General features: G+C 55.0%; 21 protein-coding genes. 6 read left to right on the forward strand and 15 right to left on the reverse strand.

The features are described from left to right. Positions 1 to 74 precede the first annotated feature (74 nt). The 4 genes from JMJ16_RS06240 to JMJ16_RS06255 form a co-directional block, all read right to left on the reverse strand. On the reverse strand, positions 75 to 1,355 hold the full coding sequence (locus JMJ16_RS06240; protein WP_201379324.1) for an MFS transporter: 1,281 nt from the start codon (positions 1,353 to 1,355) through the stop codon (positions 75 to 77). Between the two features lie 543 nt (positions 1,356 to 1,898). Then, positions 1,899 to 2,615, reverse strand: coding sequence for a potassium channel family protein (locus tag JMJ16_RS06245; RefSeq protein ID WP_201379325.1), 717 nt, complete (start codon positions 2,613 to 2,615; stop codon positions 1,899 to 1,901). Between the two features lie 93 nt (positions 2,616 to 2,708). After that, a complete protein-coding gene (locus JMJ16_RS06250; RefSeq protein WP_201379327.1) occupies positions 2,709 to 3,128 on the reverse strand; it encodes a GNAT family N-acetyltransferase in 420 nt (139 codons plus the stop codon). A gap of 28 nt (positions 3,129 to 3,156) precedes the next feature. Beyond that, positions 3,157 to 3,537 (reverse strand): DUF6585 family protein, encoded by a 381-nt coding sequence (locus JMJ16_RS06255; RefSeq protein WP_201379329.1) that lies wholly within the window; start codon positions 3,535 to 3,537, stop codon positions 3,157 to 3,159. Between the two features lie 232 nt (positions 3,538 to 3,769). Here JMJ16_RS06255 and JMJ16_RS06260 point away from each other — a divergent pair, with 232 nt between their 5' ends. From JMJ16_RS06260 to JMJ16_RS06275, 4 genes are all read left to right on the forward strand, one after another. Next, positions 3,770 to 4,303, forward strand: a complete 534-nt coding sequence (locus tag JMJ16_RS06260) for an RNA polymerase sigma factor (RefSeq protein WP_201379331.1) — start codon at positions 3,770 to 3,772, stop codon at positions 4,301 to 4,303. Between the two features lie 14 nt (positions 4,304 to 4,317). Continuing rightward, positions 4,318 to 5,940 (forward strand): WD40 repeat domain-containing protein, encoded by a 1,623-nt coding sequence (locus JMJ16_RS06265; RefSeq protein WP_201379333.1) that lies wholly within the window; start codon positions 4,318 to 4,320, stop codon positions 5,938 to 5,940. Positions 5,941 to 6,195: 255 nt separating this feature from the next. After that, positions 6,196 to 6,858, forward strand: a complete 663-nt coding sequence (locus JMJ16_RS06270) for a hypothetical protein (RefSeq protein ID WP_201379335.1) — start codon at positions 6,196 to 6,198, stop codon at positions 6,856 to 6,858. A gap of 167 nt (positions 6,859 to 7,025) precedes the next feature. Continuing rightward, positions 7,026 to 7,871: an RNA methyltransferase gene (locus JMJ16_RS06275; RefSeq protein ID WP_201379337.1), complete on the forward strand. Its 846-nt coding sequence runs from the start codon at positions 7,026 to 7,028 to the stop codon at positions 7,869 to 7,871. Positions 7,872 to 8,187: 316 nt separating this feature from the next. Here JMJ16_RS06275 and JMJ16_RS06280 read toward each other — a convergent pair whose 3' ends face one another. The 6 genes from JMJ16_RS06280 to JMJ16_RS06305 form a co-directional block, all read right to left on the reverse strand. Then, positions 8,188 to 8,532, reverse strand: a complete 345-nt coding sequence (locus tag JMJ16_RS06280; protein WP_201379339.1) for a hypothetical protein — start codon at positions 8,530 to 8,532, stop codon at positions 8,188 to 8,190. 111 nt (positions 8,533 to 8,643) lie between these two features. Next, positions 8,644 to 8,970 (reverse strand): hypothetical protein, encoded by a 327-nt coding sequence (locus JMJ16_RS06285; protein WP_201379341.1) that lies wholly within the window; start codon positions 8,968 to 8,970, stop codon positions 8,644 to 8,646. Positions 8,971 to 9,120: 150 nt separating this feature from the next. Next, positions 9,121 to 9,696: a hypothetical protein gene (locus tag JMJ16_RS06290; protein ID WP_201379343.1), complete on the reverse strand. Its 576-nt coding sequence runs from the start codon at positions 9,694 to 9,696 to the stop codon at positions 9,121 to 9,123. Between the two features lie 246 nt (positions 9,697 to 9,942). After that, entirely contained in the window at positions 9,943 to 10,242 is a 300-nt protein-coding gene (locus JMJ16_RS06295; RefSeq protein WP_201379345.1) for a hypothetical protein, read from the reverse strand. 105 nt (positions 10,243 to 10,347) lie between these two features. Continuing rightward, complete coding sequence (locus JMJ16_RS06300; RefSeq protein ID WP_201379347.1) at positions 10,348 to 10,923, reverse strand: hypothetical protein; 576 nt, start codon at positions 10,921 to 10,923, stop codon at positions 10,348 to 10,350. Positions 10,924 to 11,056: 133 nt separating this feature from the next. Beyond that, positions 11,057 to 12,505 (reverse strand): hypothetical protein, encoded by a 1,449-nt coding sequence (locus JMJ16_RS06305; RefSeq protein ID WP_201379349.1) that lies wholly within the window; start codon positions 12,503 to 12,505, stop codon positions 11,057 to 11,059. Positions 12,506 to 12,613: 108 nt separating this feature from the next. Here JMJ16_RS06305 and JMJ16_RS06310 point away from each other — a divergent pair, with 108 nt between their 5' ends. After that, complete coding sequence (locus tag JMJ16_RS06310) at positions 12,614 to 12,982, forward strand: hypothetical protein (protein WP_201379351.1); 369 nt, start codon at positions 12,614 to 12,616, stop codon at positions 12,980 to 12,982. Here JMJ16_RS06310 and JMJ16_RS06315 read toward each other — a convergent pair. The 5 genes from JMJ16_RS06315 to JMJ16_RS53700 form a co-directional block, all read right to left on the reverse strand. Further along, positions 12,942 to 13,124 (reverse strand): hypothetical protein, encoded by a 183-nt coding sequence (locus JMJ16_RS06315; protein ID WP_201379353.1) that lies wholly within the window; start codon positions 13,122 to 13,124, stop codon positions 12,942 to 12,944. The two genes, JMJ16_RS06310 and JMJ16_RS06315, sit on opposite strands and share 41 nt — an antisense overlap. After that, positions 13,121 to 13,633 carry a hypothetical protein gene (locus JMJ16_RS06320; RefSeq protein WP_201379355.1) on the reverse strand — a complete coding sequence of 171 codons (513 nt, stop codon included), beginning with the start codon at positions 13,631 to 13,633 and terminating at the stop codon, positions 13,121 to 13,123. Before JMJ16_RS06320 ends, JMJ16_RS06315 begins: the two co-directional genes overlap by 4 nt. Positions 13,634 to 13,781: 148 nt before the next feature. Beyond that, positions 13,782 to 14,201 (reverse strand): hypothetical protein, encoded by a 420-nt coding sequence (locus tag JMJ16_RS06325; RefSeq protein ID WP_201379357.1) that lies wholly within the window; start codon positions 14,199 to 14,201, stop codon positions 13,782 to 13,784. Positions 14,202 to 14,646: 445 nt separating this feature from the next. Further along, a complete protein-coding gene (locus JMJ16_RS53695) occupies positions 14,647 to 15,207 on the reverse strand; it encodes an IS630 family transposase (RefSeq protein WP_236601089.1) in 561 nt (186 codons plus the stop codon). Beyond that, entirely contained in the window at positions 15,153 to 15,653 is a 501-nt protein-coding gene (locus JMJ16_RS53700; RefSeq protein WP_236601227.1) for a winged helix-turn-helix domain-containing protein, read from the reverse strand. The genes JMJ16_RS53695 and JMJ16_RS53700 overlap by 55 nt, the downstream gene beginning before the upstream one ends. 83 nt (positions 15,654 to 15,736) lie before the next feature. Here JMJ16_RS53700 and JMJ16_RS06335 point away from each other — a divergent pair, with 83 nt between their 5' ends. After that, positions 15,737 to 16,684, forward strand: a complete 948-nt coding sequence (locus JMJ16_RS06335; protein WP_201379365.1) for an SDR family NAD(P)-dependent oxidoreductase — start codon at positions 15,737 to 15,739, stop codon at positions 16,682 to 16,684. The last annotated feature ends 10 nt before the right edge of the window (positions 16,685 to 16,694 follow it).

Below are 16,694 nucleotides of genomic sequence, written 5' to 3' on the forward strand. Positions count from 1 at the left end.
ACGATATATCGCTAACTGTCAAGGGTGTATGGGAGCAGTTTTTTAAGCAATATGTTCATGGAAGCGCTGGTTGCCTAGCTTCGGACCTCATCTTCCTCTTCTGCCAGGACGGGTGCGCGAGCATAGATGGCCTGTGGTACGAGATGGGCTTCGAGTTGGTGGATGACCACGGCCACGATCAACAAGGGGCCGACGAGAAGCACCCACGGCCAGGCGGGACCGAGGGCGTAGAGCGCGGTGAACGCGATAGGCCCGATGGCTCCGGCCAGATTCCACGAAAGCTCCATAAGCGCCATATAGCGTCCCTGTACCTGTGGCCGACTGCTAGCCGCCGCGATAGCACCCACAATAGGGCCTGAGATCAGCCCGGCCACGGTATAGACGATCACTGCTCCGAAGAGATAGGGGATGAGCAGGGAGCCGGAGATACGCAAGGCCAGTGCAAGCAGGAGGCAGCCTGCCACCGCGATCAGGCAGGCCACGATCAGCGAACGGGTGCGGCGATAGGCTCCCAGAATCTGCATTATCAAGGTCTGGGTGCAGATCACCAGCAGGCTGCCGCAGGTGAACAAGGCTCCCACAATCGCGGACGAGACGTGCAGCGCCTCTGTCGCGTAGATGGGAAGGCCGATGGACAGGAGAATAGCGCAGAGCGCGAAGACGACGTTGCACGCCACAAACACGATGTACGGGCGATCCGCGAGCACAGCCCGGTAGCCGACCAGGTTGGCCTCGTCCGCGTTCGCTAGCTGTTCGGTTGGCTGTGCGCGTGTGCCGGACCTGTGCCAGCGCAGCAGCAGGGCCATCAGCAGGAAACTGAGCGCATTCGCCAGGATGACCGCCCGATAGCCATTATCTCCTCCGAACGAGATAATGAAGCCAGCCAGCAGCCCGCCCATCATCTGGCCCAGGCTACGAATCGCACCTATGAAAGCGAACCAGCGATCTCGCTCGTCGGCCTCCGCGACCTCGACCTGTAGCGCGGAGGCTGAGGCAAAGAAGATCCGGTTGCCAATCGTTTCCAGAAAGGCCGTGACGAAGAGCAGCGGGATATCGTGGACGAAGAGATAGCCCAGGATGCCGACCGCTTGAAGCAACTGGCTGATCACGAGCACTCGCTTCGCCCCCCAGCGATCCGCCAGGGTGCCCGTGACCGGCGTTATCGGCATGGTCAGGAAGGTCGCGATGGTCAGCGTCACGCCAATGGCTGGCAGGGGAAGTCCCGCGATCTTTTGAAAGTAAAGGAGTGAGAAGGGTAGGTAAAGCCCGGTTCCGAGCGAGTCAATGAGGAAGGCGATGACGAGAGCCTCGCGCCCTCGTAATGTAGGAAGACCTGTGCGTTTTGTCAACGACATACAGCAACCCCCTGAATTTTTTTAATCGCAGCACACGGAACAAAGTCAAGGGGTGCTGGCCCATTACATTATTGTGAAAAATTACCGGCGAACATCAGCTATTGCCGAAACGCAGTATGCTGTTCAAACTTCAATCGCGCCCCTTTTACGACCGTAAAAAACTGCCGCATCGCTTCGATGTCTGACACCAGGGGAGGCAATCAAGTTCCTACGTCCCAACCCATCCGATAAATTTCCCTATTGTATTTACCGAAGATAGATAATCTTCAGTAAGCGCAATGCTACCATAGCAAGCGGGGGTCTGTAAAGGCTTTCTCCATCGTCGCATCGTAAGCCAGAAGGAAGGCTTCACAGCCTTCCCAGAAAATCCAGAATGAGGGCGTTGAACTCCTCTGGCTTCTCCTTGTTGGGCATATGATGCGTCTCGGCTATCGTCGCGCGGCTGGCACTCACGATATCTCATGCGAGCTTGTCCGCTTTTAGTCAAATAGGGCAGGGTGAAACTGTCCACACCATCATGAGTCTCTCCAAATTAGATTTAAGTCACGGATGTTTGTCTGATTGTTTGCCGCTGATATAGCTGATGAGCAGGGCGATGACTGTGACGAGGTAGAGCTGGCCGGAGAGGGCCTCGATGACGACCAGGGAGCGGGCGAAGCCGCCCTCGGGAGCGAGGTCTCCATAGCCCAGCGTGGTAAGGGTGACAAAGCTGAAATAGAGGTAGTCGCTGATAGTCGGTTTCACGATTGTGGTAAAGACCGATACGGGAATGAGGAAATCAAAGACTGTATAGAGACAGCCGAAGAACAGCCCGATTAGGAGATAGATGCAGAGTGCCCCCAGCAGCGTTTGCATGTTGATAATGTGGCGCAAAAAGAGGTGGCGCGCGATCACGATAGGCGTAATCATGATCAAGAGCATATCTATTGTCTCCGGCAGCCAGAGATACTGCTCCCCGCGAATGATAGCCTGTACAAAGACTGTGGCAACGCTGATAGTTAGCGCGCCCAGACCAAAATACATCGTGCGTTGGCCCGAGCCAGAGGCCCACAGCGCCAGCAGGAGCGTTATTGACGTCAGAAGGACGCTGAGCGCGATCACCCAGAAATGATTGGCGCTCCCAGCGATAATGCTAATTGAGAGCACGATGAAGACCAGCACCAGGCCATAGTTCCCCACCAGAGTAATATGTGGATGGCGAATTTTCATCCATATTGAGGACTCGGACAATGCCCCTTCGGGTGGATCTCCAGGCTTCATACGCGTTCTCCTGGTAATTGTATAGCTGTAGAGTTAATAGATGCCTTGCATGAGCAATCCTATAACACCACTATATATGCGTTGTGAAAGCGGTCAAATTTCAGACTTAATTGTGGATATGCGGTGCATAACGACCTGGGAGGGGAAGGCACGAAACCCTTGTAATTCATAAAAAGGGAGAAGCTTCTCCTGACAAAAGAGCGTGATGGTCTTGATATCGGGGAGTGCCTCTAGCAAGCGGGATACCAAGAGCTGGCCGATGCCTCGCCGCTGGTAGGTGGGGTGGATCATTACATCCTCGATATAGACATGGAAGGTATGATCAGAAATGACGCGCGCGAAGCCAACCAGGCGCTCGCCATCCCAGGCGCCGACCGCGACATCGTTGGCAAGGACCTGGGCGATCTGCTCTTCGGTCCGTTCAGGCCACCACTCGACGCTAGTGTAAAGCTCGCGCACTGCGTGAGGATCAATTGGTTGCTCCTCATGGAGAAATATCTCAATCGTGGGCATGTTGCTCTTCCTTCTCTATTTATACTGCTTAACGCCTGCCTATTATACCTCCACTCCTGGCATGTTGAATCATCTCGACGCAGAGCCGTGCCAGGGGAATCTTCCCCGGCAACCTTTCCCACTCGTTGCCAATTTGCAATGAGATCCGCTGTCCCTCGAAGCGCGCATTGGCGATCTCGTGCCAGGCATTGGTATAGCCATTGCGTTTTATGCCACGGGTATCGAGAAGGAGGTCGCCGAAATTAAGCGTCTCGCCGCGCTCATAGCGCTCAAGCATGCGCGGACGCAAGCGCTCTTCTAACTTATCCTCTATAACCCTCCAGAGCTCACCGTTAATAAGCCCTTTTTCGATAGGAAATGCGCTCTCATCGCTCCGTTTGAGGGTGTAACTTGTGGTATCATTGGCCACCTCTTGAACTTCATCCCAGCTCTTATACTCGGCGAGCCACGCAGTGGCGAGTCTCCCCCAAATATCCCCCTTGTGGATTGCCTGAAAAGCTGTTGTAACAAAAATTGCACCTAAACGATGTGTTCTGCGAGATCTCAAAAATACATAAAGTACTTCTTATCCGAAACCCTGAGCGCGAAGCGCTAGTCACGACAGTGACGTTGGATTTCGGAATAAGAATGCAGGGGAATATATGCGGCAAGAGCACACTCCCTCGCTAAATGATAAGGCCTATTTGACCGCGGTCTATCGGCAATACTCGCCAGCGCTCCTGGCTTATCTGTACCGGCATCTGCGCTCGCTGGAGGATGCGGAGGACCTGCTCCTCGACGTTTTTCTGGCGGCTCTGGAGCGCTCAGGCTTTGAAGGCCTGGGCACGAAGGAACAGGAGGCCTGGCTCTGGTGCGTGGCGCGCAACAAGGTGACGGATCATCATCGCAAGCTCAAGCGCCGGCAGGGCGTCTCCCTGGAATTCGTGCCAGAGGAGGAATATGAGCAGGACTATGTGACGCCTGAAGTCGTGCTGCTTCGTAAAGAGGAGGCGACACGCCTTCAGGAGCATATTAAGCGTTTGCCCGCTCTGCAACAGGAACTGGTACGCCTACGTTTTGCTCATGGCCTGCGCAGCGCTGAAATCGCGACTATTGTGCAGAAGAGTGAGGGTTCGGTCCGTGTCATGCTCTCACGCGCAGTCAAATTATTACGCAAAGTCTACGAAAATGAGTAGGAGGAACACATAGCATGAATGAACACAATGAGCCTTTCTCCCCTCAGCGCGTAGATGAGTCAATTGAAGAGATATTGACCATGGGTCAAGAATATCTGCCTGGACAGCAGTCTGAGGACGTGGATGTACGCCTGGTGCAGGATCTACAGCGTGTATATGATCCAGAGTTTACACGCTATCAGCAGGTGTTGCAGCGGGTGGAAGAGCGCCTGGTGGAGCAGCGCGGATTGATAGAAAAGATCGGCGTCGCGTCGCGTCCGCCTCTCAGGCCTCTGCCAGCTCCGCAGGAGCAAGCGCTGTTTCAGGCACAACGCATACAGCGAGGAAATAGAAAAAACATCATGGACGATAAAAAAACTGGTCTTAGGCGCTACGAGCGCTCTCTGAGCCTCCTGGTCGCCGTCATTATCCTGGCCGTCCTGGTCGGCGGCTTCTTTGTCGCGCAGAGCCGTTTCGCCCAACTGGGTGCCTCTGGCTCAAACAATCCTAAAGCGGTAGCTAGCCCAACGCCAAAGCCGTCGCCTACACCGCAGCCTACTGGCAACAATGCTGTAACCATTCCAGGTGACCAGATGGGTTTCCAGAGTGTGGCCTGGTCAAACGATAGCCAGAGGATTGCCTCCACCACTGATGATGGTGTAAAGATTTGGTCAGCGACAACTGGTAAGACGCTCCAGGCAATCAAGCTTCCTGGGGAGGGTGAGTGGGCTTATGGCGTGTCCTGGTCGCCAGATAGCCAGTCGCTCGCGATTGCGACGAATCAGGCCTTGCGTATCGCCAACAGTCAATCGGGTACGGTGGTGCGCTCGTATACGACATCGTTGGCACGCACGACAACTCCAGGGGCTATGAGCTCACTAGTTGGCGGCTCGCATTACTCGACTCTGTTCCCCACCAGCGGTGGCCTGGGCTTTAGGGCTGCTGCCTGGTCGCCTGATGGTAAATCCATCGCGTTAAACGTGAGCGCGGGACCCTACGGCTACATTCAGGTTGTGAATGCACAGACCGCTACGCTTGACTACACGCTGAAGTGGGATAGTGGCTACAATGGAGAGGGCCTGGCCTGGTCCTCAGATAGTCAGTACCTGGCCACGACTGTTTTCAATACGCAAGGTGGCGATCCCACAAGCTCAAATTTTATCTGGGCCTGGAAGCTCTCTAGCCGTGCGCTTGTCTTCAAACAGAATGGCGGTGGTAACCCTGGCTCGCTTGCCTTCCAGCCCAAAACGCATAATCTGGCCTTCAACAAATATGCGATGAATGCTCCTGCGCTCATTCAAGTGTGGAATGTGGAGGCCAATAAAATGGTCACCAGTTATTCTGGCGCCTACCTAGTAACGTGGTCACCTGATGGTCAGCAAGTAGCCTATAATGGCTCTACGCAACTGGGTAAGAATAGCTATGAAAGCAATGTCACGGTTGTAGCTGCTAATAGCGGCAAGGTCGTGCATGTCTACAAAGAGGGTGCAGTGCAAATTTCTCAGCTGTTCTGGTCGCCCAATGGAAAGTATATGCTCGCCATTGAGATGAAGATCATAACGAGCAAAGGCCAGGCCACACCTTCAACAACGCCCGATACTCAGCCCACAATAATGCCCGATCCCCAGACCGTTGCTCGGGTGTTTCCGGTAGCCTGATTTACCTGAGCACTTTGCCATAAAGCAAGAGGGCGTGGGAGGCGGGGCTATCAGCCCCGCCTCCCACTTGTTATAAAATGACCTGGCGATGTGATATGACACGACGAGATAGACTGCCTGACGCTCTACGATAAAAAGTGGAATATATCATACTCGCTCCTGTAAAAGGTGCTATACTGGCTTGTGTAAGCCGCTCATGACCATGATACAGGAGGTTTTCCCGCCCCCGGTTTGTAAGAGATAAGGAGTAATATCGTGCAACAACCACCATCCCCCGGCCCAGCGAATTATCCCGGATCATTCCCACCAGCCCCCCAGCAGCCGGGGCAGCCCCAGGCGTATCCGCCAGCGCCTGGGCAGCCCAATTATGCAGGCTATCCCAGTCAGCCTGGTACGCCACTTGTTGGCTATCCTTCTCCTGGCTATCCGCCTCAGCCCGCGCGACCACAAACCACAAGGGCCGCCGTTTTGAAATATGGGCTGATCTTCGGCGCGATACTGGTGGTTGCTAATCTTATCGATGCCGGTGTGGGCCGTATGTTCATTCAGGTTTTGATGGGTGCTGAATATTCCCAAAGCTCCATTGAAGCCCTTTCCTATATACCGACTATTATCTTCACCCTGGTTTACTGGGTGATCTATTTCCTTGCAGGTCTATTCGCCGCTCGCCAGGCGCGAAATGTGACAGCCGCCACCCTGGCAGGTTTGCTGGCGAGCCTCTGTTTCTTTGTGGTCTATTTTATAGTGTTAATTATCAGTGTAGCCTCTATCTGGGGAGTGATTACGCGCATTGGTGAGGTAGGAAACTACCTATCTAGTTTAGGTGTGGGTATAGCGATCACTCTCATCGTGCAAATAGGCCTGGGTATCGGTCTGGCCGCGCTCGGTGGTCTGCTTGGAAAGGGCAAGTCAGCGTAGCTCGTGTTGGCGAAAAGCAAAGAGGGAAGGTGCGGAGGATCTTCATTCGCACCTTCCCTCTTTTCGCTATGCCGTAAAAGTTTGCCCAATCCATAAAAACCGGGTAAGATACGGAAAAAGTATCCACCTGCATCTGGTGGATAATCTGGGATAGAGGGATAGTAGACGTGAAGAGACCGAACATAGTCAAGATTTATTCAGAGAATAACCAATTTCAATACATCGAAACACTCCGTAGGAAACGGGAGAAACGGCTCCGCCACAAAGAGTTCTTTATTGAGGGCGTGCGACCTATCAACCAGGCGCTTGCGCACCATTGGACAATCAATGCCTTCGTGTATTCGCGCGAAAAGCAGCTCTCGGACTGGGCGAAGGGTATTTTAGCGCGCTCACAGGCGCAGACGCATTTTGAAGTTCCCCTGCACTTGCTAGAGAAATTGAGCAATAAAGCCGAGAGTTCAGAGCTGCTGGCGCTGGTTGCCATGCCCGAGGACGACCTGGCACGCATTCCCCTGACTCAGAATCTACTTGTAGTGGTCTTTGACCGACCAGCCAGCCCTGGCAATCTGGGAACGATCATTCGCTCATGTGACGCGCTTGAGGCCCATGGCTTGATTCTCACCGGTCATGCCGTCGACCTTTACGATCCTGAAACGATTAGTGCGAGCACCGGTTCCTTCTTTGCCTTGCCAACGGTCAGGCTGCCCTCGCAGAGAGATATTGAACCCTGGCTGCAAAGCGCGAAAAAGAAGCTTGGCGCCTTACAGATTATTGGCACCGACGAGAAAGCCGAGTTGGAAATCTCGCAGCATGATTTTACTGTGCCAACGGTCCTCGTCGTCGGAAATGAAACCTGGGGCATGAGCGTGGCCTATAAGGAATTGTGCGACGCGGTTGTGCAAATCCCCCTTGTAGGCTCTGCCTCCTCACTGAACGTGGCCTGCGCCACCTCCATCTGCCTCTACGAAGTGAGCCGCCAGAGGCGCCTGGCCTCACGAGCCAGCAAAATATAGGTGCCAGCCGCGCCCCCGAATGGGGGATTTATCGCAGGAATACGGCGTAACAGGTATGTATACCATACGCTTATGCCTTGCCCTCGGATGAAGAGAAGCCCTATAGGATGCGCCACCGGATGATATGGTTCGTTGCAACCCGGTATTCAGGCGATAAATCGCCTTGCGCGCCGTAAACGTGGCGCCTATGAAAGACAGAATCTCTTCATTCCCAGTATTGATAGTTATATATGTTCTAATGTGTTTCGGATTATAAATTTTTATATGGTCAAGAGGTGCCGGGTGGGTGGGATAGCGAGCCGGGTGTCTCTGGCAATCAGGCTTGTAGGGCCTGGGCCTGGCTGTGGTGCAGAAATTTGAGAAAGCGGTGCAGCGTGAAGGGGAGCAGCAGACAGGAGATGTCGTGCTCGCTGCACCAGTCGGCCACCTCATCGTAGGCGGTGGTAACAATGGTTGGGATGGGGCTGCCCAGGAGCATCTCCAGGGGCAGCCCCACTTTTATAATACTATCGCTACTTACTACAAGCATCTCGTAGCCTTGTGAACGCTGAAGGTTAAAATGAAGCATGCTAGGGAAACTGGTGGCGTCTATGTGCTCCATTTCGAGAAACTTTTCGAGCACATAGGCCAGGTCGTTATTGTCTTGTACGAGGGCAATCATTGCTACGCTCCTACTCCGAATACCACACTACCAAAAACCTTTGAAGCATGCCTCATGTTAACATGCATCAGGATATGCGTAAATCAATGAGTACTATAGTAATAGGCTTTTTTATTCCTCCTGTTCATCTTCGAACGTTTTGTCACGATGTGAGGGTGGTGTGCGCATCCATTCCGCCAAATCGATGATCTTCTGCTGGACATAGGTCTCGTCGTCTGAGTTCTGGGCCTGCTCTTGCCCCTGCTCGATGAGGTAGTAGCGCTGGAGTAGGCCAATGTACTTGATCGCCAGCTCCAGGCGTTGTTTGCCGTTAAGCTCGTCCAGGTCGACGCCATCAAGCAGAGCGTTGACCTGTTGCTCTATCCGCTCGATCCAGTAGCGCAGGGTGAATTGCGGGGTATTTTTCTTGGGGTTGCGGCCCGGTTTCTGCTCTGGCATGGTGTTGTGTCCTTTCTTTTTATTTTTGCTGTACATCCAACACATTGTAGGGTCCATGCTGGCATGGACTCCGAGGCCCGCAGGCCGATACCCATCCGCGGCAAGGTCGCTTCGCTCGCAGTCCATGCCAGCATGGACCCTACGGGCGCACTACATGATGTAGCCATAGATGTAGACTGTGGCGTAACTGGCGATGCTGGCGTTCAACACGAACTGTCCGCCGCTGAGGGGCACGGTACAGCTCATGTCGATCTCCTTATTTGTCGCCTGGACGTTCATAGTACAGGTGGGCGCGCCCGTGGGGCCAATGCTCAGGGTCGCGCTTGCGCTACTGGAACAGATGTAGGCAATATTACAGAGCACGGCGTTGGCCGCGCCGGGAATGTTGCTGACGCCCGCCGCCGTGACGGTTGTCGCGCCGATGGGAAGGCTGGCGTCGTAGATTTTGTATTTAGGAATGAAGGCGACGCGTCCCGGTTTATAGGCCGGGACGCTGCCACTGGTGGGACTGGCATAGGCCGCGATGACGACGGCGTCATTGAGATTATGCTCATCGAAGAAGAGGATGGCGCAGTAAGCCCCGGTCAGCATACTTGTATTGTCCACGTGGAGCGCGACCGGTACGTTATCAAGCGTGACGGTTTGCGCCTCCATGAGGTAGACCGAGCAAGTATAGGTTGCTGGGTTAAAGCTGGCGATGAAGCCACGCTTGATGATCTGCACCATGCTGTCCTCCTCCTATCTGTCTTTAAACCCATATCTGTCTTTAAACTCATAGGCACCCGATTTATCGCGTGCAAGGCGATTTATCGCCCGAGTACCGAGTGGTAATCCGCTCTATGCCCTGTCGTTGCTTGCTATGGGATATCGTAATATGGGAAACGCTTGCTATTCTGTATCACTGCGATAAATCGCCTTGCGCGCGATAAATCTGGCGCCTATGCTTGAGGTTGCCCCGCCCGGTAGGAGGCCCTACGCGTCGTTGCAGGCCTGGCCGAGCTGGCTGGCGGGGAGGGCATCGCTGCCTGCACTGTAGCTATGGAAGTTGCCAGCGGTATAGGTTGTTCCCAGAACAGTGTTGATGGTGCTGGCGATGACCGTGGCGGTCAGGGTAGCATTTGTGCTGACCAGGTGCCACGTGCCCGCCAGGGGAAGCGTCCCATCGCTAGCCTGCTGGTAATAGGCGAAGGTACGCATGTTGACATAGGTGCCAATGGGGCAGGTCTGCGTGCCGCTATAGCGACCAAAGTTGATTTCCATAATGTTCATCATGATGCTTGCTCCTTCTTATGTTCTTTAACACATTAACTTTGCATCATTACGTGGCTCACGGATCAGGTGTATTGGCGGACGGGCGCAGCCCGTCCGCCAATACACTTATATTTCAAGCCATTTATAGGTGATTTTCCAGTCTCCGGCGGCGGCGAGGTCGAGGTAGAGCGTGAGGCTGTTGCTGGTGCTGGCTGGCAGCAGGAGCAAGGAGCCGTTGCCCAGGACCTCGATGAGCTGGCCTGCCGGAGCACTGAAGGCGTCGAGCGCCGTGCCACTGATCGTCTGGTTACTATTGGCATAGGTCAAGTTGCCAGCGGGCAGGAGCGAGCTGTTCCCGCCCAGGCTGGCATTGCTGACGAGTGCGTTACTGCCCAGGGAGAGGTTGCTACTGCCGCGTGTGAGCTGGTGCGTTCGTGTGCTGCCCGAGAGGCAGGCAATCGAGTAGAGCAGGACGTTGGCACTGGTATTGTTGTAGAGTGAGCAGGCCACGACCGCTGCGCTGCTGGCCGTTTGCTTGCCCGTGGTGGCACTAAAACTCTTGCCGTTGAGTAGGGCGTTCTGGAGTGTTCCGCCCGTGACAAGAAGGTTCCCGCCTGCGTCGACGCGCAGAGCCTGCCCGATCCCCTGCGGATTGAGCGCGCCAACCAGACCAGAGCCGTCGTTATTAGTAAATCCACTCATGTCTAAGGCTCCTTTAGGAGAGCTTGTAGGGTTCAAGCTAGCTTGGACTCCGAGCGAAGCGACTTTCCCCGCACCCGGGAGTCGTCCTGCGGGCCGGGCGAGTCCATGCAAGCATGGACCCTACAAGAAGGCTCTAGACGCCCCTGTAGAGACCACGGAAATCCACGGTCGCTGCTCCGTATTCGTGACGCACTTTAAACGTCAGGACATCCTGTGTAAAGTTGAGGCCGAGCATGGGCTGGTCCTGGATGAAGAGGGCGGGGTTGACCTGCCCACCAACGAAGCCGACCTCGATGGTGTCGATCTCGCGTGGGTCGGCTGCCAGGAACCACTGCGTAGAACTGGTCAGCTGGGGCGAGACGATAGGCTGGACGTAGCCGAGCATGGGGTTGATGTCGTTATTGGGTGAGCCGGGGATTCCGGCTGACTTGGTCACGACCATCGAGGTCCACTCTAGCTCGGGTGGCACGATCAGGTAGCGTGGGCGCAGGCCGATGCGCTTGCCCGCGAAGTTGGTCTGCTCGCGCATAGCGGTGACGCCAAGCTGTAACGCGGCCGTTGAGAGGGCCTGCGCTCCCAGGTTGTTGTGGGGCGCGCCCGTGGTAAAGAGGGGTTGCCCATCGTAGATGCTGGGATTGTTGGCGAGGAAGCCATAGACGAACTCGGCCAGGGTATAGGCGGCGGCCACGGCCAGCTTGCCAGGAATCTGCTTAATGGCGTGCAGATCGTCGTTGATGATGGCCTCACGCGAGATGGGCACGAGATTGCCGCGCTTCTGTGCTACGTAGGTGGCGGCGCTATCGCCCAGCGTGATGCTCTGGTAGGGGCTATCCTCGGGCACGATGGCGAGGCTACCAAAGGCACCCATGCGCACGCGACTCTGCTGCTTAAAGTCGCGAATGGGGGCAATGGAGACGAACTTCATCCACTCGGCGGGCCAGGCCTGGTAGTCTTTGAGCAGGCGCTTGTTCATGCTTGATCCCAGCAGGTAGGAGAAGCTGGCCGTGGTGACATCGGCCTCGCTAATGAAGCCCGTGGGACCGAAAGGAGACATAGGAAGCTGCCCAAGCTGGCTGGAGCCACTGATGCCGCCCTGGAGACTGGAATCGCCCGTCACGCGGGTATAGGCCTCGCGGATACTGGTGAAGCCGCGCACATTGCCCAGGCGGCCCGTGTCGATCTCCAGGTCAAACATGGCGTCGAAGGAGGCCTGAACCTTTTCGGCCTCGCTTACCATGCCCTTAATGCTAGCCTTCTCATAGCCGTGACCGCGCACGAGACCGTCGCGCGTCAACTGGGCCATCATGGTGAGCGCGGCGGAGAGTTCGTGCTCCAGCTCTTGCTCCTCGAAGAGGCGTTGCTGGAAGCGACCTCGCACCTGGGACTTGACTGGCTCGGGCAGGATGCTCTCGCTCAGGCGGCGCTCCAACAGCAGCTCGCAACGCTGGCGTTGCAGTTCCTCCCGCAGGCGGTCGATCTCCTGGGTGGCGATAGCAGGGATGCTGGTAATGGGCGCATCTATCGGAGTAATAGAAGGTGAGGAGGTGATTTCGGAGGTCTGCGTGTTGTGCTGCTCTGCCATAGGATGTTCTCCTTCTGGTAGTGACGATAGTGACGACTCGGCGTGGAGAATGCGGCGGAAGGCGCCGCCCGCGCTGGGTCGAGTAACGACATCGCAGGAGTTGAGGGTGTGAATGGCGCTGATCTCTTTCGCGCCCGTGGCTTCGTTGACCTGCCAGGCACCGAAGAGGTCGACCGAGAGACCGATCAGCTCGGGGCGGCCCAGGGTACAGGCCTCGTTGATCAGTGTCCAGAGCCAGTTGGCGGCCTCGAAGATGTGCAGGGTGGCTTCGACATGTCCTGGCTGTCCTGTCGGGTCCGCGATATACTCCGCATCGTGGTAGAAGCCCACGACATCGCGGACACTGCGCGTCTGGAGATCGGCCTCCGAGCGCGAGTGATCGGCGTAGGCGTGCGTGTCTTCCAGCAGCGCCGCGATCTGTCGCAGCGCTGCCTGGTCATAGACGAAGCCGTTTTTTGGAGCGCCCGCCCTGGATGACGGTCACGCGCACGGCATGCCCGGCACCTACGCTGGCGTCTGCCAGGCGTTCAATGATACGCGCCTCTGTGATAGTGATCGGTTGTTGAGAGGCAGCGGTGCTTGTAAACCGCGCACCTAGCTGATGTGGGTGCTGGTTCATGCGTTTGGCTCCTGCTCGCCGTCCTCCCATTGTTCTTCTTGCCAGAGTTGGTCGTCTGCGAGTCCCTGGGCCTGGAGGGTCAGGTCACGACTGCGATGGCTATTGATGTTGGATTGATCCATGAATACCTCGGGATATATCTTCTCCCCAATATCCTCATTGCGTAGCTGCTCATCTAGCATCTCCTCGGCCTGAGGGGCCAGGTCGCCTGGGCGCTCATCCTTCGCTAGCGGGGGAGGCGTCGCTGGCAGTGATGGGGTTATCTCCAGGCCCAGCCAGAGCTCCATTTCTAGCTGGTCGGCAAAGCCCAGGTCCTGGTGCGTGGGAAGCTCGCTGTCGAACTGAGGTTGAATGGGGTCATGGGCCAGAGAGGACATATTGCGGACGCTATAGGGATTGCCGGGGTAGGCATCAGGCTCCAGTGTGGGGCGCGTACTTGTGGGCGGGATCGCGTCCGCCTCGTGAAAGGAGTTGTGCATATGTATATCAAGCTGTTGTTTATTTTTCATAGCATTGATCCTTTCTTTATATACATTCAGGTCGCGTAGACTTCTCGTCACTGCGTGGTTCACCGGGGTTATAGGTGTGTTGGAGGTGTCATTTGTTTGCCCACAGAATGGCTCGCCGTTTGTACTCTTTATCGGGTGCCCTACCGGGTCAAGGTGCGTTGGAGGCGAGGCGCCTCCAACACACCCACAACTCTATCTGAAGCGGCGCAGGTAGACACGTAGATGCGTGCCGCCTGGGATGATGCCGGCGGGAACGCTGGTGATAATCTCGTACTTGGGCGCAGCCTGCACGGCTGCTGTGGTCGCGGTCGGCGATGAAGACGACACCGGTCAGATTGGTGCCCAGGGGCGCGATCAGCACGAGTTCCGCTTGCGCATGTGGTGGCATCCCGCTTTGATTGGGTATTTGTGGATCGACGGCCAGGTCGGGTCGGAAGACGACCGCCATCGCGCTATAGCTGTAGTTGCCAGCAGTATTGGTGACCAGCACAATATTACGCTGGCGCCCGGTGAAGCTTTTATTTACCATCTGCTGGATGTGAGCCGCCTTCCGGTTATCGAGCGGCATGGACTGCACCCACGAGGAAGATTGGGCTGCTTAGTAGTAGTGATTGTGGCAAACGTAGTAGTTGTCTCATTGTGGAAACCCCTCTCCATCCCATCCTTACCAACCTTCTCCCGTCCCACGTGCCCTGCTAGTGAACATGCAAACCCTCTAGCATGTGGATAGGAGAATATGTTATACGACTATGGAAGCACCAGGACCTTTCCTGGTATATATAGGAGCCAACTACGAGCAAAACATTATATTACAGTAACCTTTGCAACTATAACATAAGTTTATAAAAAATGCAAATAGAAGAGCAGCAATATTAGTATAAAGAGAAATACTGAAAGGTCTTGACCTCAAGCGCTTGAGGTTTTTTATACTACGGACATGAAGAGGGCATCATCTCTTGAGCATCAAGAGTACGAGAGCATTGTGAAGAATTTACTGACCTCGTCATAAACAACTAAACTTCACCAAGTGCATAAGAAAAACAACGTTGAAGGATATCGCGTCGATGACGCAGGCGCTCTTTGGCACGCACAAGCTCTTGGTTGAGGTGAGTGAGATCCTGGCAACACAGGTTTTTGAGTTCGCGGCGTTTGAGGAGATTCCACACGTATTCCTGAGGATTGAGGTCAGGAGCATAGCCAGGCAACCGCTCGAGATGCACCCGTTTCCCTATTGGACTGGAGAGAAAGGTTTTGATCACATTCGCGCGATGGATTGGCGAGCCATCCCAAATAATGAGCAACTTGCCTGAGATCTTGCGGAGTAAGGCTCGTAAAAATCGTACGACGTCTTCGGCTCTATAGGCGTGCTCTTGTGTTTGCATGAAGATTCGCCCTTCTTGGGTGATGCCTCCAATTGCCGAGAGATGATCGCGGGTCAACTTGACACGCACTATCGGGGTCTGTCCTCTCGGGGAGTAGGTTCTCACCATCATCGGCAGAAGATAAAAGCCTGATTCGTCTACAAAAACGATCGTTCGCCTTTCTTGTGCGGCTTTTTTTTTAGAGCGGGCCACTCATGTTCTTTCCAGTCTTCAATTGCCTCCTCATTACGTTGTGTCGCTCGTTCCACCGGTTTTTGGATACTGTACCCCATCTCGCGGACAAGGCGACCACAATGGTCGGGATGATAGCTCACCTTGAACTCTCGTTTGATCACTTGGGCTAGTCTTCGACTATTCCAGACCTCCCCGACAAACCCATAGGCTGATGCTCCTTTCGCCAACAACGTCGGAATGTGCGCCTTCTGTTCAGCCGTCAAGCGAGGTGTCGCTCCTTTTGCAGGATGCGCTTTGAGGGCTTTTTCTCCCCCTTCTCTTCCTTGTTTGATCCATTGGCTCACGGCTCCTTCGCTCACTCCCAATGCCACGGCAATATCTTTTTGTTTCCATCCCTCATGTTTGAGGACCCAGGCGCGTTTGCGTCTTTCTTCTCGCCAATCGGCTTTTCTTGGTGCTCCCATTCCTCCTTCTATCGGCTTTCCCTCCTCATTCTTTACCTCTCTCTGTCGAGGTCAGTAAGATAACTAATAAAGGTGGGAAGCAAATGACAGAATTAATCACAACACCGTTCGGTGCGAGAACAACCGCGATGGAAGTTATTGAAGGTATAGATCTCCGTGGGAAACGAGCGCTTGTCACAGGTGGCTCAAGCGGTATCGGAGTGGAAACGGCTCGTGCTCTAGCACAAGCTGGTGCTGAAGTGATGCTCGCCGTCCGTAATACTGATGCAGGTGAACAGGCAGCCAAAGACATCAGGCAGACGACAGGCAACCAGTATATTCGTGTCGGGCAGCTCGATTTGTCAGACCTGATTTCGGTCCGTGCGTTTGTGAGAGGCTGGGAGGGTTCACTTGATATCCTCGTTAACAACGCCGGAGTCATGGCCATTCCACAGCGGGAGGTCAGTGCACAGGGGCACGAGATGCAATTCGCCACGAACCATCTCGGCCACTTTGCGCTGGCGCTTGGTTTGCATGACGCGATGGCAGCGACGGGACACGCTCGTATTGTGTCGGTCAGTTCGGTGGGTCATATCAATGGCGAGGTGGATTTTGATGACATCGACTTTCATGCTCGCCCCTATGATACGTGGGTTGCTTATGGACAATCCAAGACGGCCAACATTCTGTTTGCAGTAGAAGCGGCCAGGCGCTGGGCAAGTGATGGTATCGTTGCCAATGCGCTGAACCCTGGTCGAATCGCCAGTACCAATCTTGGACGCCACATGAAAGATGCGCCAGTGAACCCCGCACAGTCAGGCCCAGCAAGCACAGGGGTATCGATTAAAAATATTGAGCAAGGCGCGGCGACCTCTATTTTGCTGGCCGCCTCACCGCTCGTGGAGGGTGTCAGCGGTCGCTACTTTGAAGATTGTAACGAAGCTGGGCCACATCAGCCTGGCATTCGTAGGGGGGTAGCGGCACATGCCATCGACCCTGAGAACGCTGTAAGATTGTGGAACGCCTCACAGGATATGCTCAACGAAGCATAATGACACAGAT

The sequence above is a fragment of the Ktedonobacter sp. SOSP1-52 genome, from assembly GCF_016587395.1.

Bases quoted from the DNA above. Each gene is read 5' to 3' on its own strand.
- JMJ16_RS06240 (WP_201379324.1), bottom strand. From the start codon at position 1,355: ATGTCGTTGACAAAACGCACAGGTCTTCCTACATTACGAGGGCGCGAG.
- JMJ16_RS06245 (WP_201379325.1), bottom strand. From the start codon at position 2,615: ATGAAGCCTGGAGATCCACCCGAAGGGGCATTGTCCGAGTCCTCAATA.
- JMJ16_RS06250 (WP_201379327.1), bottom strand. From the start codon at position 3,128: ATGCCCACGATTGAGATATTTCTCCATGAGGAGCAACCAATTGATCCT.
- JMJ16_RS06260 (WP_201379331.1), top strand. From the start codon at position 3,770: ATGCGGCAAGAGCACACTCCCTCGCTAAATGATAAGGCCTATTTGACC.
- JMJ16_RS06265 (WP_201379333.1), top strand. From the start codon at position 4,318: ATGAATGAACACAATGAGCCTTTCTCCCCTCAGCGCGTAGATGAGTCA.
- JMJ16_RS06280 (WP_201379339.1), bottom strand. From the start codon at position 8,532: ATGATTGCCCTCGTACAAGACAATAACGACCTGGCCTATGTGCTCGAA.
- JMJ16_RS06285 (WP_201379341.1), bottom strand. From the start codon at position 8,970: ATGCCAGAGCAGAAACCGGGCCGCAACCCCAAGAAAAATACCCCGCAA.
- JMJ16_RS06290 (WP_201379343.1), bottom strand. From the start codon at position 9,696: ATGGTGCAGATCATCAAGCGTGGCTTCATCGCCAGCTTTAACCCAGCA.
- JMJ16_RS06295 (WP_201379345.1), bottom strand. From the start codon at position 10,242: ATGATGAACATTATGGAAATCAACTTTGGTCGCTATAGCGGCACGCAG.
- JMJ16_RS06300 (WP_201379347.1), bottom strand. From the start codon at position 10,923: ATGAGTGGATTTACTAATAACGACGGCTCTGGTCTGGTTGGCGCGCTC.
- JMJ16_RS06305 (WP_201379349.1), bottom strand. From the start codon at position 12,505: ATGGCAGAGCAGCACAACACGCAGACCTCCGAAATCACCTCCTCACCT.
- JMJ16_RS06315 (WP_201379353.1), bottom strand. From the start codon at position 13,124: ATGAACCAGCACCCACATCAGCTAGGTGCGCGGTTTACAAGCACCGCT.
- JMJ16_RS06320 (WP_201379355.1), bottom strand. From the start codon at position 13,633: ATGAAAAATAAACAACAGCTTGATATACATATGCACAACTCCTTTCAC.
- JMJ16_RS06325 (WP_201379357.1), bottom strand. From the start codon at position 14,201: ATGCCGCTCGATAACCGGAAGGCGGCTCACATCCAGCAGATGGTAAAT.
- JMJ16_RS53700 (WP_236601227.1), bottom strand. From the start codon at position 15,653: ATGGGAGCACCAAGAAAAGCCGATTGGCGAGAAGAAAGACGCAAACGC.
- JMJ16_RS06335 (WP_201379365.1), top strand. From the start codon at position 15,737: ATGACAGAATTAATCACAACACCGTTCGGTGCGAGAACAACCGCGATG.